The 16,420-nt window shown below is 69.9% G+C and carries 13 protein-coding genes; 5 read left to right on the top strand and 8 right to left on the bottom strand.

The window, feature by feature from the left end; all coding sequences use genetic code 11:
• Window position 1: 1 nt before the first annotated feature.
• Genes ACLQ2S_RS22305 through ACLQ2S_RS22295 form a run of 3 tightly spaced genes read right to left on the bottom strand, consistent with a single transcriptional unit; the run spans window position 2 to window position 4,298 of the window.
• Complete coding sequence (locus ACLQ2S_RS22305; protein WP_309223710.1) at window positions 2–937, bottom strand: carbohydrate ABC transporter permease; 936 nt, start codon at window positions 935–937, stop codon at window positions 2–4.
• Window positions 934–1,914 (bottom strand): ABC transporter permease, encoded by a 981-nt coding sequence (locus tag ACLQ2S_RS22300; RefSeq protein WP_155221271.1) that lies wholly within the window; start codon window positions 1,912–1,914, stop codon window positions 934–936. Before ACLQ2S_RS22300 ends, ACLQ2S_RS22305 begins: the two co-directional genes overlap by 4 nt.
• Window positions 1,911–4,298 carry a glycoside hydrolase family 3 N-terminal domain-containing protein gene (locus tag ACLQ2S_RS22295; protein WP_155221269.1) on the bottom strand — a complete coding sequence of 796 codons (2,388 nt, stop codon included), beginning with the start codon at window positions 4,296–4,298 and terminating at the stop codon, window positions 1,911–1,913. The genes ACLQ2S_RS22300 and ACLQ2S_RS22295 overlap by 4 nt, the downstream gene beginning before the upstream one ends.
• A 296-nt stretch (window positions 4,299–4,594) precedes the next feature.
• On the opposite strand from ACLQ2S_RS22295, the gene ACLQ2S_RS22290 reads away from it, so the two are divergent.
• From ACLQ2S_RS22290 to ACLQ2S_RS22280, 3 genes are all read left to right on the top strand, one after another.
• Window positions 4,595–5,626, top strand: a complete 1,032-nt coding sequence (locus ACLQ2S_RS22290; RefSeq protein ID WP_155221267.1) for a LacI family DNA-binding transcriptional regulator — start codon at window positions 4,595–4,597, stop codon at window positions 5,624–5,626.
• A gap of 21 nt (window positions 5,627–5,647) precedes the next feature.
• Window positions 5,648–6,694 carry an acetylxylan esterase gene (locus tag ACLQ2S_RS22285; protein ID WP_155221265.1) on the top strand — a complete coding sequence of 349 codons (1,047 nt, stop codon included), beginning with the start codon at window positions 5,648–5,650 and terminating at the stop codon, window positions 6,692–6,694.
• A gap of 262 nt (window positions 6,695–6,956) precedes the next feature.
• Window positions 6,957–8,393 carry an endo-1,4-beta-xylanase gene (locus ACLQ2S_RS22280; protein ID WP_425702640.1) on the top strand — a complete coding sequence of 479 codons (1,437 nt, stop codon included), beginning with the start codon at window positions 6,957–6,959 and terminating at the stop codon, window positions 8,391–8,393.
• 375 nt (window positions 8,394–8,768) lie between these two features.
• On the opposite strand, the gene ACLQ2S_RS22275 is transcribed toward ACLQ2S_RS22280, so the two are convergent.
• Window positions 8,769–10,379, bottom strand: a complete 1,611-nt coding sequence (locus tag ACLQ2S_RS22275) for an RICIN domain-containing protein (protein WP_155221890.1) — start codon at window positions 10,377–10,379, stop codon at window positions 8,769–8,771.
• A gap of 187 nt (window positions 10,380–10,566) precedes the next feature.
• A complete protein-coding gene (locus ACLQ2S_RS22270; protein ID WP_155221889.1) occupies window positions 10,567–11,904 on the bottom strand; it encodes an extracellular catalytic domain type 1 short-chain-length polyhydroxyalkanoate depolymerase in 1,338 nt (445 codons plus the stop codon).
• 275 nt (window positions 11,905–12,179) lie between these two features.
• Here ACLQ2S_RS22270 and ACLQ2S_RS22265 point away from each other — a divergent pair, with 275 nt between their 5' ends.
• Entirely contained in the window at window positions 12,180–13,820 is a 1,641-nt protein-coding gene (locus ACLQ2S_RS22265) for a glycosyltransferase 87 family protein (RefSeq protein ID WP_425702637.1), read from the top strand.
• Window positions 13,821–13,861: 41 nt separating this feature from the next.
• Here the strand turns inward: ACLQ2S_RS22265 and ACLQ2S_RS22260 are convergent, their stop codons facing one another.
• Window positions 13,862–14,032, bottom strand: a complete 171-nt coding sequence (locus ACLQ2S_RS22260; RefSeq protein ID WP_425702635.1) for a hypothetical protein — start codon at window positions 14,030–14,032, stop codon at window positions 13,862–13,864.
• A gap of 103 nt (window positions 14,033–14,135) precedes the next feature.
• On the bottom strand, window positions 14,136–15,242 hold the full coding sequence (locus tag ACLQ2S_RS22255) for an L-dopachrome tautomerase-related protein (RefSeq protein ID WP_155221886.1): 1,107 nt from the start codon (window positions 15,240–15,242) through the stop codon (window positions 14,136–14,138).
• A gap of 211 nt (window positions 15,243–15,453) precedes the next feature.
• Here ACLQ2S_RS22255 and ACLQ2S_RS22250 point away from each other — a divergent pair, with 211 nt between their 5' ends.
• Window positions 15,454–16,023 carry an STAS domain-containing protein gene (locus ACLQ2S_RS22250; protein WP_155221885.1) on the top strand — a complete coding sequence of 190 codons (570 nt, stop codon included), beginning with the start codon at window positions 15,454–15,456 and terminating at the stop codon, window positions 16,021–16,023.
• 73 nt (window positions 16,024–16,096) lie between these two features.
• On the opposite strand, the gene ACLQ2S_RS22245 is transcribed toward ACLQ2S_RS22250, so the two are convergent.
• Window positions 16,097–16,396 carry a BON domain-containing protein gene (locus tag ACLQ2S_RS22245; RefSeq protein ID WP_155221897.1) on the bottom strand — a complete coding sequence of 100 codons (300 nt, stop codon included), beginning with the start codon at window positions 16,394–16,396 and terminating at the stop codon, window positions 16,097–16,099.
• Window positions 16,397–16,420: the final 24 nt, after the last annotated feature.

The raw sequence follows: 16,420 nt of genomic DNA, 5'->3' as shown, positions 1-16,420 counted from the left end.
ATCAGCCCTTGACCGCGCCGAGCATGATGCCCCGGACGAAGTACCGCTGGACGAAGGGATAGACCAGGAGGATCGGCAGGGTGGTGAGCACGATGGTGACGGCCTTGAGCGTCGCCTCGGCCTGCACCTCGTTGGCTTCGCTGATCGCTCCGACGTTCTCCGCGCCGGTGGCGCCGGCGATCAGGTTGCGCAGGTACACGGTGACCGGCCAGAGTTCCTGCCGGTCCATGTAGAGGAACGCCGCGAACCAGGAGTTCCAGAAGGAGACCGCGTAGAAGAGGACCATCGTGGCGACGATGGCCTTGGACAGTGGAAGCACGATCCGTAGCAGGATCCCGTACGTGTTGAGGCCGTCGACCGCGGCGGCCTCCTCCAACTCCGTCGGCAGGCTCTCGAAGAACGCCTTCATCACCAGCAGGTTGAACACGTTGATGGCGTTGGGCAGCGCGATGGCCCAGACGCTGTTCTTCAGGCCCAGGCTGGTGACCAGGACGTAGTTGGGGATCAGGCCACCGGTGAAGAACATGGTGAACAGCGCGATGCCGACCAGGGCGCCGCGTCCCTTGAGCTGCTTCTTGGACAGCACGTACGCGTAGCAGGTGGTCATCACGATCGAGATGACGGTGGCGGTGACCGTGTAGAACACCGTGTTGCGGTAGTTCGTCCAGAACATCGAGTCGGACATCAGCAGCTGGTAGGTGTCCAGCGTGAAGCCGCGCGGCACGAGGTTCACCTGGCCGGTGATGATGTACGACTCGTGGCTCATGGACCGGGCGACGATGTTGATGAACGGGTAGAGCGTCACCACCACCACGAGGGTCAGGATGATCCCGTTGACGACCTGGAACGCCCGGTAGCCGCGGGTCTCCCGGACACCGCGTCGGCGGGGCGGACGGGGCGTGGTCTCGGTTTGCCGCTCGGCGGCGTCGATGGTCACCACAGGCTCGTCCCCACCGTACGACGGGCGATCTGGTTCGCCGACAGCACCAGGATCAGCCCGATGACCGCCTCGAACAGCCCGATCGCCGCGGCGTAGCTGAAGTTGCTGGACGCGAAGCCCATCCGGAACAGGTAGGTGGACAACACGTCTGCGGTCGGATAGGTCAGCGGGTTGTACAGCAGCAGGATCTTCTCGAACCCGACCGCCATGAAGGTGCCGATGTTGAGGATCAGCAACGTCACCATCGTCGGTCGGATGCCCGGCAGCGTGACGTGCCAGGTCTGTCGCCACCGGTTCGCGCCGTCGATCCGGGCCGCCTCGTACAGGTCTTCGTCGATGGTGGTGAGCGCGGCCAGGTAGAGGATGGTGCCCCAGCCGACCGTCTGCCAGATCTCCGAGGAGACGTAGATGGTGCGGAACCACTCCGGCCGCTGCAGGAACGGGATCGCCTCACCGCCGGCGGCGCGGACCAGCTGGTTGACCGTGCCGTCCATGGAGAGCAACTGCATCACGATCGCCGCGACGATCACGATGGACAGGAAGTGCGGCAGGTAGGACACCGACTGCACGAAGCGCTTCAGCTTGCGGGCCCGCACCTCGTTGAGCAGCAACGCCAGCACGATGGGCAGCGGGAAGCAGAACAGCAGGGTCAGCGCGCCCAGCACCAGGGTGTTGGTGAAGACGTTCCAGAACGTCGGGTCGTTGAGGAACATCTTGAAGTAGCGCAGCCCGACCCAGTACTCGCCGAAGATGTTCCCGCCGGGCTGGAACCGCCGGAAGGCGATCACGTTGCCCAACATCGGCAGGTACCGGAAGATCAGGAAGAACAGCAGCGGCAGGATGGCCAGCGAGTAGAGCTGCCAGTCCCGCCGTAGCGCGCGGCGCCAGGTCTGCCGGGGCGCCCGCGGTGGACGGTTCGGTGTCGGCGTCTCGGGGGCGGGGGCCGACGGGGGCAGGGTGGTCGTGGTGCTCATGACCGGGACTCCGTGACGGGCTCGACGTGTGGGTGGGAGAGCAGCTCGCGGTGGTGACCGACCTCGCGTTCGTCGCCCTCCAGCCGCAGCGTCAGACCAGCCGCCACGTCACCGCTGGAGCGGCTGATTCGCAGCTGCACCTCGCCGGGCTCCACCACCCGGCGGCCGTGCACCCCGGTGAACGAGGTGACGTCGGCGGGGACCGTGAAGCTGACCCGAGCTGCCGCGCCCGGCGCCAGCGGCACCCGGGCGTACCCGATCAGGCGGACCACCGGCCGGGTGGTCTGTGCCACCGGATCGTGCAGGTAGAGCTGGACGACCTCGGTGCCGGCCCGGGTGCCGGTGTTGCGGACCGTGACGCCGACCGTCACCTCCCCGTCGACCGGCCAGGCCACCGGCTCACCGGAGACGCCACCGGGCGCGCCGGTGACCGTGGCGTCGCTCCAGTCGAAGGTGGTGTAACTCAGACCGTGACCGAACGGGAACGCGGGTGTGGGGTCCACCGACGACACCTTCGTACGTCGGCCCAGGGTGGGGGTGAGGTAGGTGCCCGGAAGCCCACCGGTGTGCCGGGGGATGCTGACCGGCAACCTGCCGGACGGATCCACCTCACCGGCGAGGATCTCGGCGAGCGCCGTCGCGCCGAGCTGGCCGGGGAAGAACGCCTGCACGATGGCGCTCGCGCCGTCCACCAGATCCCCCAACGCGTACGGGCGGCCGGAGAGCACCACCAGCACCACCGGGGTTCCGGTGGCCAGCACGGCGCGTACCAGTTCCGCCTGCACCCCGGGCAGTTGGAGGTCGATCGCGTCGCAACCCTCGCCGGAGGTGCCCCGACCGAACATGCCGGCCCGGTCGCCGACGGCCAGTACGCAGACGTCGGCGTCCTTGGCCGCCTGGACCGCCGCCGCGATGCCGGAGGTGTCCGCTCCGGTGATGTCGGTGCCCGGTACGTGGGTGAGCTGCGGATGGCGCTGCTGGAGCGCCTCGCGTAGGGACGGGATCTCGACGCCGACGCCGTGCTCCGGATGGTGCACGCCCACGTGCAGCGGGAACGAGTAGCAGCCCAGCAGTGACATCGCGTCGTCGGCGACCGGCCCGACCAACGCGACACGCTGACCGGTGGAGAGGGGCAGCAGTCCGTCGCGGTTGCGGAGCAGCACCACGGCCTGGCGGGCCAGCCGGAGGGCGACGGACTGGCCGGCCTCGTCGTCGAGGCGAAGCGCCTCGACGTCGGCCGGCAACTCGCTCCAGTCCTCGTCGAGCAGGCCCAGCTCGATCTTCTGGATCAGTACCCGCCGGAGGGCGCGGTCGACCAGGCTCTCGCTGACCGCGCCGGAGCGCACCGCCGCAGCCAGCGGCGCGCCGTAGGCGTCCACGGTGGGCAGTTCCACGTCGATGCCGGCCCGCAGCGCCAGCCGCGCCGCGTCCGCGGCGTCCGCGGCGACACCGTGCAGGGTCTCCAGGAAGCGGACCGCGAAGTAGTCCGCGACCAGCACCCCGTCGAAACCCCACTGCTCGCGCAGCGTCCGGGTGAGCAGATCCACGTCGGCCGCCGCCGGCACGCCGTCGATCTCGGCGTACGAGTTCATGACCGATCGCGCCCCACCGAGCCGCAGGGCCATCTCGAAGGGTGGGAGGATCACGTCCGCCAACTCCCGATGCCCCATGGCCGTGGGCGCCAGGTTCCGACCACCCCGTGAGGCCGAGTAGCCGGCGAAGTGCTTCAGCGTCGCCACCACCCCGGCCCGTTCCAACCCGCGCACGTACGCCGCGCCGATGGTGCCGACCAGGTAGGGATCCTCGGCGATGGTCTCCTCGGTGCGCCCCCAGCGGTAGTCGCGGGTGACGTCCAGGACCGGAGCGAGTCCCTGGTGGACACCGGCGGCCCGCATCGAGCGGCCGATCAGGCCGGCCATCTCCTCCACCAGCTCCGGGTCGAAGGCCGCGCCCCAGCTCAGTGGTGCCGGGTAGACGGTCGCCCGCCAGGCGGCGAAACCGGTCAGGCACTCCTCGTGCACCTGGGCCGGGATGCCGAAGCGACTCGCCGCGACGATCTGCGCCTGCGAGGCCGCCAGGGACCGTGCCCCGAGGACCGGGTCGACCGGCGCGGTCCCGAACGGTCGGGTCAACTGCCCCAGGCCGTGCCGGATGGCTTCCGACCAGGGCGGGGTGTGCTCGACCATGTCGGTCTGATGAGGAGCGACACCCTCACCGGAGGCGTCCGCACCGACCCACAGGCCGACCAGTTGGGCGAGCTTCTCCTCCAGCGACATCAGCGGGATGAGCGCGTCGGCCCGTTCGTCCGGCCGCAGCTTCGGGTCGCGCCACCGATCGGCGGGGGAGTACGCCAATCGGTCGTCGACGGGCAGCTGACTTGTCATGCGAACCCCTCCGGCCGGGTCCGGGAGGTTGTCCCGCCAGGCCACGCCGACCGCCGTGCGAGACGGCGATTATCGAAATTTTCGGAAACCAGTTCGGCACCTGTGTCGGCGAACCTATGGGCGTCGACAGGGCCTGTCAAGAGGCGTGGATAGACTGTTCAGGAGGTGGTTGCCGTGCGGGTAAGCGATTGCCTACATTCATCGCCAGCAGTGGCCAGCATCGACCAGGTTGACATCGTATTGGTGCAAGGCATGCTAGAGTCTCCGAAATTTTCGGAATCGTTGCAGAGGGTCGGATGGCAGAGAAGCGTTCATCGGCGGCGCTTGGCTCGGCGACCATCGCGACCATCGCCCGGGAGGTCGGCGTCTCCTCGGCGACGGTCTCGAAGGTCCTGAACGGACGGTCGGACGTCGCCGCCGTCACCCGGGCCCGGGTCGAGGCCAGCCTGCAAAGACACCGCTATCGTCGGCGGGCCCGACGGGCTCCCGGCGAAGGCCAGATCGACCTGGTGTTCCACGAGTTCGGCTCCGACTGGGCCTTGGAGATCATCAGGGGAGTCGAGGCGGTCGCCACCCTGACCGGCGTGAACGTGGTGCTCTCACAGCTCAACGCCGCCCGTCGGCCGCCGCAGTCCTGGGTCGACGCGACGATCGCCCGGCGTCCCCTCGGGGTGCTGCTGGTCATGTGCAACCTCACCGACACGCAACGGCAGCAGTTGCAGCGCCAGTCGATTCCGGTCGTCGTGATCGACACCGACAGCGCCAGCGTGGCCTCGGTGCCGACCGTCGGTTCCAACAACTGGAACGGTGGGCTGATCGCCACCCGGCACCTGCTGGATCTCGGGCATCGCCGGATCGCGGTCATCTCCGGCCCACGGGACGTGCTCTGCGCCCGGGCCCGCACGGCCGGCTTCCGCTGTGCCCACGAGGAACTCGGGCTCACCGTCGACAGCACGCTGATCCGGCACGGCAACTTTCACCTCGACGCCGGCTACACGCACGGCATCGAGTTGCTGAGCCGACCCGATCGGCCGACGGCGATCTTCGCCGGTTCCGATCTCCAGGCGTTGGGCGTGCTGCGGGCCGCCCGGCAGCTCGGCCTCGACGTCCCGGGCGACGTGTCGGTGGTGGGCTACGACAACCTCCCCCTCTCCGGGTGGATCGGCCCGGCGTTGACCACGGTCAACCAGCCGTTGCGGGACATGGCCGGCACCGCGACCCAGATGCTGCTCGACCTCGCCCGCAGCAACGCCCTGCCCACCAGCCGGATCGACCTGGTCGCCGAGTTGGTGATCCGGGAGAGCACCGCACCACCCCCACACCCCTGACCGACCCCGTTGCGAGGAGCCATGCCCCTGTTCGACCTGCCCCTGGACCAGCTACGGCAGTACGTGCCCGCCGTCGCCGAGCCTGCCGACTTCGACGCGTTCTGGCGCTCGACCCTGGACGGGGCGGCGCAGGTGCCGGTGCTGCTCGACGTCCGCCCCGAGCCGACCGACCTGCGTCTGGTGGACAGCTGGGACGTCACCTTCGCCGGCTTCGGCGGTGACCCGGTCCGGGCCTGGTACAACCGGCCTGCCGGGGTGGACGAGGCGCTGCCGGTGGTCGTCGAGTACGTCGGCTACGGCCGTGGCCGTGGGTTGCCGCACGAACGGCTGATCTGGCCGGTCGCCGGTTACGCCCACCTGCTCATGGACGCCAGGGGGCAGTCGGGTCAGTACGGCGCGGGGGACACCTCGGACCCGCACGGCGAGGCGGCCGGCGGGCCGTCGCCGGTGACCCGCGGCATCATGACCCCGGAGGGCTACTACTACCGCCGCCTCATCACCGACGCGGTCCGCGCGGTGGACGCCGTGCGCGCCCTGCCGGGAGTCGACCGGCACCGGGTGATCGTCGCGGGTAACAGCCAGGGCGGTGGGTTGGCGCTGGCGGTCGCCGGGCTCGACACCGAACTCGCCGCGGTGCTCGCCACCGCGCCGTTCCTGTGTCACATGCAGCGGGCCCTGGAGATCACCGAGGTCGGGGTGTACGGCGAGATCGTCAACTACCTCGCGGTCAACCGCGACGCGGAGCCGGCCGTGCGGCGCACCCTGTCCTACGTCGACGGGGTCAGTTTCGCCCGTCGGGCCACCGCGCCCGTCCACTTCGGAGTGGGGCTGCGGGACATGGTCTGCCCGCCGAGCACCGGGTTCGCCGCCTACAACCACTACGGTGCCGCAGTCGGTGGGCCCCCCGCCGAGCGGGTGATGCACGTCTACCCGTTCAACGGCCACGAGCACGGCGACGCCACCCACGTACGACGTCAACTGCGCTGGCTGGCCGGCGTGCTCGGTGACGAGGGGCTGGGCCGGTCCGCCGGGCCGAAACTTTCGGAGGCCCTGATCTCACCGGTGTGACGGTGTCCCTCCCCGCGCGCCTCGACACTCGGATACCGATGGCAGTCCGTGCAGGGGGTGCGAGGGCACGTGGAGCGCGTTGAGCTTTCGGGTCTGTTTCGATAAGGTTTTCGATATCACAGCCTCGATCTACTCACGATGGTCGGCTGAGCACACCGGCGACGCGGCATCCGGGCGACCGCGTCGATGACGGAGGGCCATCGTGGTGGGCAGTAGTCGGGGCCGGCTTCCATCAGCACGGCTTCGTCGAAAGGCTCATGCCATGAACAACGCCCACGCCCGCGCGAGCGGGCGGCCGGCTACCCGACTGCGACCGCGCACCGCGCTGGTCTCGGCCGCAGTCGGTCTCGCTCTCGTCGCCACCAGCGTGGTGGTGGCGACCTCCAGCGCCAGCGCGGCAACCACCCTCGGTGCCTCCGCGGCGGAGAAGGGTCGCTACTTCGGTGCCGCGGTCGCGGGACACAAGCTCAACGACTCGACCTACGTCGGCATTCTCAACCGTGAGTTCAACTCGGTCACGGCTGAGAACGAGATGAAGATCGACGCTCTCGAGCCACAGCAGAACAACTTCACGTTCGGCAACGCGGACCGGATCGTCAACCACGCTCTCTCCCGGGGCTGGAAGGTCCGGGGGCACACCCTGGCCTGGCACTCGCAGCAGCCCGAGTGGATGCGGAACATGTCGGGCCAGCCGCTGCGTAACGCGATGCTCAACCACGTCACCCGGGTCGCGTCCTACTACCGGGGCAAGATCGACTCGTGGGACGTGGTGAACGAGGCGTTCGACGACGGCAACAACGGCGCCCGGCGTGACTCGAACCTCGAGCGCACCGGCAGCGACTGGATCGAGGCCGCGTTCCGGGCCGCCCGTGCGGCCGACCCGGACGCGAAGCTCTGCTACAACGACTACAACACCGACAACTGGACCTGGGCCAAGACCCAGGCGGTGTACCGGATGGTGCAGGACTTCAAGCAGCGTGGCGTGCCGATCGACTGCGTCGGGTTCCAGTCGCACTTCAACGCGCAGTCGCCGTACAACAGCAACTACCGCACCACGCTGTCCAGCTTCGCCGCCCTCGGCGTCGACGTGCAGATCACCGAGTTGGACATCGAGGGTTCCGGCACCCAGCAGGCGGAGACGTACCGTCGGGTGGTCCAGGACTGCCTCGCCGTCCCGCGCTGCAACGGCATCACCGTGTGGGGCATCCGGGACAGCGACTCGTGGCGCTCGTACGGCACCCCGCTGCTGTTCGACAACAACGGCAACAAGAAGCAGGCGTACCACGCGACGCTGGAGGCCCTGAATGACGGCAACCCGCCGCCCACCACGCCTCCGCCGACGACGCCGCCGCCGAGCACGCCGCCGCCCACCACGCCGCCGCCGACCAGCCCGCCGCCGGGCGGTTCCGGTTGCACGGCGTCGGTGGCGTCGCTGGACCAGTGGAACGGGGGCTTCGTCGCCCAGATCCGGGTCACCGCCGGTTCCAGCAGTCTGAACGGCTGGGCGGTCACCATCGGGCTTCCGGGCGGTAGCTCGTTGACCAACACATGGAACGCCAACCCGAGCGGTACCAGCGGCAACGTGACGTTCCGCAACGTCAACTACAACGGCAACGTCGGCGCTGGCGGCAGTACCGAGTTCGGCTTCCAGGGCACCGGCACCGGACCATCCGGTAGCTTCACCTGCTCCGGTAGCTGATCCATCCAGCACAACGGGCCCGGTGCGGGGGACATCCCCGCGCCGGGCCCTGGCGTGTCGGAGGCCGACGGTGCATTGGTGCAGGGCGCCGGCCCTCCAGCCCGGTCGACCGGCAGTGCCGTCGGCCGGTACGGGTGCTGCGCTCGATGTCGACGTCCAGCCCCGGCTCCTCGGACGGATGCAGTACCCGCGACGGGCAGGGGACCATTCCGGACCCGCAGACCAACCCGGTCGCGGCGCCGACCTCCGATGGGTGGGCGCTCTCCGGCGATCCCGCCGAAGCGGTACCGGTGAGACCGTGTCGGTCGCCTCAGGGGACGGACCTCGGTGCGCGACAGGGCCGCCCACGGCATCCGTGGGCGGCCCTGTCGACGGTCAGCAGCGGTTGATGCTGGAGTTGTTCAGACCGATGTTGCTGATGGTCAGGTTGGTCGTGCAGGGGTTCTCCAGGATCCTGCTGTTGACCAGGGTGAAGTTCCGTAGGGTGATGTCCCGGTTGCCGGGGAACTCCGTCCGCGCGGCCAACCGGACCTCACCGCCACCGCTGATCGTGCCGCCACCGGCCGCGATGTCGACGCCGTAACAGTTCTCCAGCAGGATCGCGTTGTTTCCGGTGTTGGCGATGTCGACCCGGTTGACGGCCACCCCGCCGGACTCCGAGACACAGAAGATGCCACGGCCGCCGCCGCGCGCCCGTACGGTGTCGACCCGGATGTTGATCGGGTAGCTGGAGCCGATCCGCCCGGCCCGGTTGGCGGTGCGGAACGCCGCGTAGCCGGTGCCGGCGCCCGCGTTCTCCGCGTCGACGGTGGTCACGGTGGCGTTGATGGTCTCGTTGAGCAGCAGGCCCGACTGACCGACGTTGCGGGCGGTCACGGTCCCGATGGTCAACCCGTCCACCCCGTAGGTCTCCACCGCGTGGGAGCTGGCGCCGGAGACGTAGACGTTGTCGATGCGCACGTTACGGGTCCACTGGCTGGTGTCGCCCCGGTTGTCGATGCGTACGCCCAGTCCGCTGGAGAGCCGCATGTCGATCCGGCCGAGGATCACGTTGGTGACGTTGCGCATGAAGATGCCGTAGAGCGGGCTGCCGGTGACGGTGAGGTTCTGCACCTCCACCTGGGTGGTGCCCCGCGAGTAGATCGGCGCCTGGTCACCGGAGCCGGAGCCGGTCACGTTGATCGTGCCGCAGACGTCGATCGTGGTGTAGCTGGGCAGCGAGATGCGGGAGCCGGCGCTGATCGAGCCGGATCCGCGTACCACGACCCGCTGCTTGCTGGTCCGCCCGGGGCTGAGGCTGTTCACCGCCGCCTGCACGGCGGCCCGCATGTCGTTGCCGGTGTAGACCGTGCTGCCGCCGTTGCGGGCGGTCCAGGTGCCGCCGTTGAGCACCGCCTCGGCCTGGAAGGAACCGCTGCCGCAGCCGTTGCCGTTGTCGCCGCCGCCCAGCGCGACCAGCTGCCACTGCTGGTTGGCGCCGTCGAGGTCCTGGTACTGGGAGATCATGCCGCCGTCGGCGGTGGACCAGGCCCAGACGTCGAGGGCCTTGTTGGAGTGCCGGTTGAGGAACCGGACGTACCCACCGGCGGAGTCGGCGAGCCGGAAGTGCTGGCGGTTGTTGCCGCTGGCCGCCGTGTTCTGGACGAGCTGGACACCGTCGGTGGCGTTGGGCAGTTCGAGGACCTTGCCGCTGTGTACGGAGCGGATCTGGTAGTAGCCGTTGCCGACGTCGACGAACCGCCACTGCTGTACCGCGGCGTCGGTGCGGGAGTACTGGTTGATCGGGGCGTTGTCGGCGGTGGACCAGTTCCACACGTCCATCGCCTTGCCACTGTGCCGGTTGACGAACACGTACGTGGTGTTGGGGTTCACCGTGGCGGCCTGGGCGCTCGGCGCGGCGACGACCAGGCCGGCGCCGAGCAGCGCCATGGTGGTGGCGGCGACCAGCCAGCGCCGAGGGGTTCGTCTTCCTGTCCTGGACAGCATGCGGGTTCCTCCGGGTACGGGTGCGGTGGTGGAGCGCGTGCCGGAGTGGTGAACGACGCAGAGCAAGCGCTTTCCTGATATTGACAGGAATATATCTTGCTATCTCCGTCAAGCCAATGGTCGACAGCGACCCCGACGACCGGTGTCCGCACGGCAGCCACCGTACGGACACCGGGTCGGGCGACGGTCAGGTGACCGTGCAGGGAGCGCCGTTGAGGGTGAACGAGGACGGGCTGGCGGTGTTGCCGCTGTGGTTGGCCTGGAAACCGATGGTGACCGAGCCGTTGGCGGCGATCGTGGAGTTGTAGGAGACGTTGCGGGCGGTCACCGCGCCTGAGGTCGGCGAGTAGGTCGCGTTCCAGCCGTTGGTGATGGTCTGCCCGGTCGGCAGGGTGAACGCCAGGTTCCAGCCGTTGATCGCCGTGCCACCGGTGTTGGTGATGGTGACCGAGGCGGTCAACCCGGTGTTCCAGGCGTTGACCTCGTACGCGACCCGGCACCCCGCCGCCGGCGGTGGCGTGGTCGGCGAGGGTGTGGGGCTGGGGGTGGGGCTGGGCGTGTGCGTGGGCGGGGGCGTCGTGGTGGTTGGCGTCGGGGTGGGTGACGTGCTGTCCAGCCCCATGAACCGGATCGCCTGCGCGGCGTCGACGGGCAGGTTGTGCGAGACGCCCTGCATGCTGATCGCCTCGACCGGCGCGTCACCGCCCGAACCCCCGTAGCGCGTCCGGGTGTAGCCGGGCTGAGGGCTGTCGGTGAAGGTCGGGGTCTGGCTCAAGCCGTGCAGGTTGGTCCACTGCTTGACCTGCTCGCCGAAGTTTGGGTAGCGCAGGATCTCGTCGTTGGTGCCGTGCCAGATCTGCATCCGTGGCCGTGGCCCGGTGTAACCGGGATAGGCGTTACGGACCAGGTCTCCCCACTGCTGGGGGGTACGGATGATCTGCCCGTTGGCGCACTCGCTGTTCCACTCCGAGCCGCCGGTGGTGGCGAAGCAACCGAAGGGCACCCCGGCGAACGCCGCGCCCGCGCGGAACACGTCGGGGTAGAGCCCGAGCAGGACGTTGGTCATCATCGCCCCGGACGAGGTGCCGGTCGCGGCGATTCGCGTCGGATCCACGGAGTACCGGGCCCGGACGTACTCCACCATCGACATGATGCCCACCGGGTCACTGCCGCCACCGCGACGCAGCGCCTGCGACGAGTAGACGTCGAAGCACTGGCTGCTGCGGGTCACCGACGGGTAGATCACGATGTAGCCGTACTGGTCGGCCAGCCTGGCGTACTGGGTTCCCGAGTACATCGCGGGCCCGCTGCCGGTGCAGTAGTGGACGACGACCAGCAGGCCGGGCTGCGGCGCGACCCGGTCCGGTACGTACAGGTACATGCGTAGGTTGCTCGGGTTGGCGCCGAAGTTGGTCACCTCGGTCAACGACGCCGCCGAGGCCGCTGTCGGTAGGGACAGGGCGGCCAGCGCCGTCAGCACGGTGGCTGCCAGGGCAGCGCACCACAGTCGGATCGCTCTTTTCATGTAACGGGTCCTCCGGACGGAAGGAGACAGAATGATGTTCCGATCGAGGGCTGCCCGGATGCCCTACCTCGTCCGGCTCTCAGAACGCATCGACAATTCTCTTCGTGGTGACGGAGGCGTGACAAGGCGTGGTGGGCTGGCCGCGCCCAGCGGTGGCGGCGCCGCGCCGAGCGGCGGCGCAGTGGCAGCCGAGCGCGCCCGGCGGCTGCCCGAGCCGGTGGTGTCCACACGCCGAGTTGCCCACGCCCGCGCCCCGCTGCTCCTATCCTCTGTCTATGCGGGATCGTCGGGTGGCGCTGTTGTGGCTGGGCTTCGCGGTGGCGGCGGCGGTCTCCGTCGTGCTCGTGCTGCGCCGTCCGGATCGCCTCTCCGACCTGCACATCTACCACGGAGCGCTGACCGACCTACGGGCCGGCCGTCCGCTGTACGGATACGTGGCGCCGAACGGGGGGCCGTTCACCTATCCACCGTTCGCGGCGCTCGTCCTCTGGCCGATCACGACCGTCCCGCTCGGTGTGGTCGAGGCGATCTGGCTGGCGGCCACCTGTGCCGCCGTGGTCGCCATCGCCGTACCTGTCGGTCGCGCGCTCGCCGCGGGCCGCGTCGGCGCGTCGGCTCGGGCGGTGGCCGGGGCGGGCGTGACGACGTCGGCGTCACTGAACGTGGCGGCGGTGGCGGCGGTGCTGATGGTCACCGCACCCGTGCAGAGCAACCTGCGGTTCGGTCAGGTGAGCATCTTCATCGTGCTGCTGGCCCTGCTCGACGCGATGGCGTCGCCGTCGCGGACGCGTGGCCTGCTCGTCGGTATGGCGGCGGCGGTCAAGCTGACGCCGCTGCTGTTCGTGCTCTACTTCCTGGTCTGCGGCCGGTACCGGGACGCGGCCCGCGCGGTGGCCGCCTTCGTCGCCTGCGGGGTGCTGGCCCTGGCCGTGCTGCCCGGCGAGAGCCTGACCTACTGGGCCGGCACGGTCACCCAGACCTCCCGGATCGGCAACCTGGCGTCGCTGGGCAACCAGTCGGTGCACGGGATGCTGCTCCGCCTCGGCATGGACCCGGCGGCCCTCCCGGTGGTCTGGGTCGCCCTGGTGGTCGCCATCTGCGCGGTGGCGCTGCTCCGGGCGCGGGCGCTGGCCCGGCTGGGCCGTCCGGGACACGCCGCGGTGCTGGTCGGCTGTGCCACCGTGGCCGCGTCCCCGGTGTCCTGGACCCACCACCAGGTGTGGACCGTCCTGGCCGCGATGCTGCTGGTGGGCACGCTCGGCGTTGCCCGGCGGGTGGCCGGTGCACTGCTGCTGGCCAGCATGGTGCTGTCGCTGGGCGCGGTGCTGGCTCCGGTGTCGATGCGACCCGGCGTGCAGTTCCTCTTCGAGAACGCCCGCGTCATCGGCACCGCCGTGCTCTGCGTGACGGGGTTCGGCGCGGTCGCGCTCACCGCCACCCGTGCCCACCGCGCCCGGGTCGGCGGGCGAGGATGGCTGCGGGTGGGCGTCGCCTCCCTCGGCGCGTTGGCCTTCTTCGCCGTGCAGCCGTTGCCGGCCGGAGCCGACCCGACCTTCAAGGCGTACCGGCTGTCGGACGTGGTCAACTCGCGGTACTTCTTCGTGTGCCGGGGGCCGGTGGAGTGCGCCCGCTACGGCACCGACGCCCCGGTCACCTTCGGTGTCCGCAGGGAGGAGACCAAGGTACGGGTCAACGGCGTGGTCTCCGAGCAGGTGGTGCGGCTGGAGTACCACTCCGCTCCCGGGGGCCCACCGCGCGACATTCCGCTGTTGGCCGCCTATCCGGGCGTACGGACGTTCTCGTTCCGGTCGGCCACCATGGCCCACGGGCGGCTGGTCGCCTACTCCGTCGACGGACGCGCCCTGGCCACGTACGACGACGAGCTGACCGCGGCATTGCGGACCGGATCGCGGTAGGGCCCCGTCGGCCTGCCGTCGACCGGGGATGCGGGTGACCGCTACTGCTCGCCGTCGAGCACGTCGGTCTCACCGTCGTGGGTGTACGTCACCGGCGGGTGTTCGTCGGGCAACGGCGCCTGCGCCGGGTTGTGGTGGGGGTCGCCGTCCGGCGAGAACAGCACCGGATCAGTCTTCGCGCTCTTCTCGCGATCTTCCTCCGGCTCGGTCACGACCCGCTCCTCACCTCGTGGGGCACCTGCCCGCGACGCTACGTGCGGGCTGCGGCGCACCGTCGCGATCGGGCGTCGTTTCCACCCGATCGGGGACCGGTGGTCACGGCCGTAGCAGCACCGGTCCGGCGTCGATGCGGGTCCGGAACAGGGCGTACGGGCGGCGGCGCAGATCCCGACCACGGTTGAACGGCGGCTGGCGGTGCACCTGGTTGGCGATCACGTAGAGGTGCCGGTTGGTGGCCACGCTCAGGGTGTCCGGCCAGAGCAGGCGGGCGTCGTGCACCACGGTCTCGAACTCCCCGTCGGGGCGCCGCCGCAGCACCGCGTTGTGCTCGTAGTTGGTGAGGTAGATCCGGCCGGCATCGTCGGATTCCAGTCCGTCCGCGCCGCCGCCCTTGTCGCCCTCGTCGACCACCGTCGCGGCGACCTGCGCGTCGCTGAGGGCACGGTCGGCCAGGGCGTCGGTGGCGACGCTGTACCAGCGGCGGGTGGCCAGCGCGCAGTAGTACAGCCGGGCGCCGTCGGCGGAGATGGCGATGCCGTCGGCGCCGACGCCCACCGGCTGCGGAGGCCCGTCCGGGGGACGAACGAGGAACGGACGTCCCTCGACCACCGGACGGAAGTCCGCCAGCGGCGCGGCCTTGGTGGACGGGTGGTCGTTGAGTCGCCGCCACGACGTGCCGCTGGCCAGGTCGACCACGATGATGGCGTTGGGCGCGCCGTCGGCGGAGTCGGTGATGTAGGCCAGCCCGGCCTCCCCGCGACGCAGGTCGAAGCGCACGTCGTTGAGGTACGACGTGGGCAGCACCACGTCGGGCGGGAAGGTGATCACCTGGGCGACGGTGTCGGTCTTCAGGTCGACGCGGACGAGCTTCGGCCCGCCGGGTGACGTCGGACTGAACATCGGGCTGCCGGTGTCGAGTACCCAGAGCCGGTCGATCGGGTCCACCACCACGCTCTGCACGGACACGAAGGCGGAGGGGTCGTCGTCGCCAGACGGGGTGTTCCAGCGCAGGTCGGGGAAGGGGACCTCCCGTCCGCGCCGCAGCTCCACCACGGTCGCGGGCACCTGGTCACCCCACCGGGGAAAGTTGACGAAGATCCGGCCACGGTGCGAGACGGTCACCCCGGTGGGCATCGGGCCGCGGAACCGGTGCACCACTTCGAGCCTGCCGACCGGCTCGTCGGTGGGTAGTGAATGTCGCATCCTTCGACCTCCCGTCGCACACAGGGATCAACTGATCTCTCTGCGCCTATCGTCTCAAACCGGGCGACGAATCCGATGCCGTCGTCGTCGATCCGACCGCTGGAGACGGAGGGCCGATTCGTCACCCAACCGTCATGTGTCCGCGCGGTACCCGCCACCTGGCCCCGGCAGGGTGGGACCCCGACCCCTCCGACCTGGGAAGGAGCACGCCATGGCCATCGTCCTGGATGACCATCTGGTCACCTTGACCTGTGACAACTGCGGCGACACCGTTGCCGCGCCGCGGGTGCCCTCCGACGCGGAGGTGGTCTGGCCGCTGGTGTCCGAACACGGCTGGAGCGGCTCACCGCTGGCCGACGGCCCGCACCGCTGCGCGCACTGTACCCAGCTCGCCCCCGCCTCCGTGGGCGTTCCCGGCGGCATTCTCGGCATCGAGCATCTCGGTGCCGTGACCGTGGTGACCGTCGCCGGAGACGTCGACGTCGACACCGGCGACAACCTGGGCATGGCGTTGCGGCACGCGGCCGACATGGGCGGGCACGTCGTGGTGGACCTCGGTCGGACGGACCTCCTCGACTCCACCGCCCTCGGGTTGCTCGTCCGCGCGCACCGCAGCGCTGCCGAACGCGGCGCACAGCTCTGCCTGGTGTCGACCTCGCCGCTGATCCGTCAGGTGCTGCGGGTAACCCTGCTCGACGAGGTGTTTCCCATCGCGGACACCCGCGCCGACGCGCTGGCCCTCCTCCAGGGCCAGGCCCCGGGTGGGACGGCGTCCGCGTAACCGTCCGGCTCGCCGGTCTTCGTGTTCGGCCCGTCCACGAAGCCGGTGCCGGGCACCGTGGACGGGCCGAAGTTCAACGGCGGCCCCGCCGCGCTCCGGTCAGCCGGAGTGCGTTGCAGACGTCCGCCACGCCCTCGATGTCCCAGGCCAGTTCTCCGGCCGCGCGACGGGTCTCGGCGCTGGCGACCAGGCCGGTGAGGATCACGACCCGGTTCTGCACCATCACGGTGATCTGCTGCCTCCGGGTAGACCAGTCGGCGCTCAGCCGCTGGGCGACCAGCGCGGCGAGGCGGACGTCCTCGTCGTGATGCTGCGGCTCCTCCCACAAGGCGCGGAAGGAGTGGTCGTCGGGCATCGGCCAGGGCCACGGCATCACCACAGCGGTCTCCTTCGTCGT

The organism is Micromonospora sp. DT48, from assembly GCF_049844495.1.
Classification (GTDB): domain Bacteria; phylum Actinomycetota; class Actinomycetes; order Mycobacteriales; family Micromonosporaceae; genus Micromonospora.
This window is presented reverse-complemented; position numbering and strand designations above follow the sequence as displayed.

Coding starts and splice junctions, on each gene's coding strand:
- ACLQ2S_RS22270 (WP_155221889.1), bottom strand. CDS start 11,904: ATGAAAAGAGCGATCCGACTGTGGTGCGCTGCCCTGGCAGCCACCGTG.
- ACLQ2S_RS22265 (WP_425702637.1), top strand. CDS start 12,180: ATGCGGGATCGTCGGGTGGCGCTGTTGTGGCTGGGCTTCGCGGTGGCG.
- ACLQ2S_RS22280 (WP_425702640.1), top strand. CDS start 6,957: ATGAACAACGCCCACGCCCGCGCGAGCGGGCGGCCGGCTACCCGACTG.
- ACLQ2S_RS22285 (WP_155221265.1), top strand. CDS start 5,648: ATGCCCCTGTTCGACCTGCCCCTGGACCAGCTACGGCAGTACGTGCCC.
- ACLQ2S_RS22245 (WP_155221897.1), bottom strand. CDS start 16,396: ATGCCGTGGCCCTGGCCGATGCCCGACGACCACTCCTTCCGCGCCTTG.
- ACLQ2S_RS22275 (WP_155221890.1), bottom strand. CDS start 10,379: ATGCTGTCCAGGACAGGAAGACGAACCCCTCGGCGCTGGCTGGTCGCC.
- ACLQ2S_RS22250 (WP_155221885.1), top strand. CDS start 15,454: ATGGCCATCGTCCTGGATGACCATCTGGTCACCTTGACCTGTGACAAC.
- ACLQ2S_RS22255 (WP_155221886.1), bottom strand. CDS start 15,242: ATGCGACATTCACTACCCACCGACGAGCCGGTCGGCAGGCTCGAAGTG.
- ACLQ2S_RS22295 (WP_155221269.1), bottom strand. CDS start 4,298: ATGACAAGTCAGCTGCCCGTCGACGACCGATTGGCGTACTCCCCCGCC.
- ACLQ2S_RS22290 (WP_155221267.1), top strand. CDS start 4,595: ATGGCAGAGAAGCGTTCATCGGCGGCGCTTGGCTCGGCGACCATCGCG.
- ACLQ2S_RS22300 (WP_155221271.1), bottom strand. CDS start 1,914: ATGAGCACCACGACCACCCTGCCCCCGTCGGCCCCCGCCCCCGAGACG.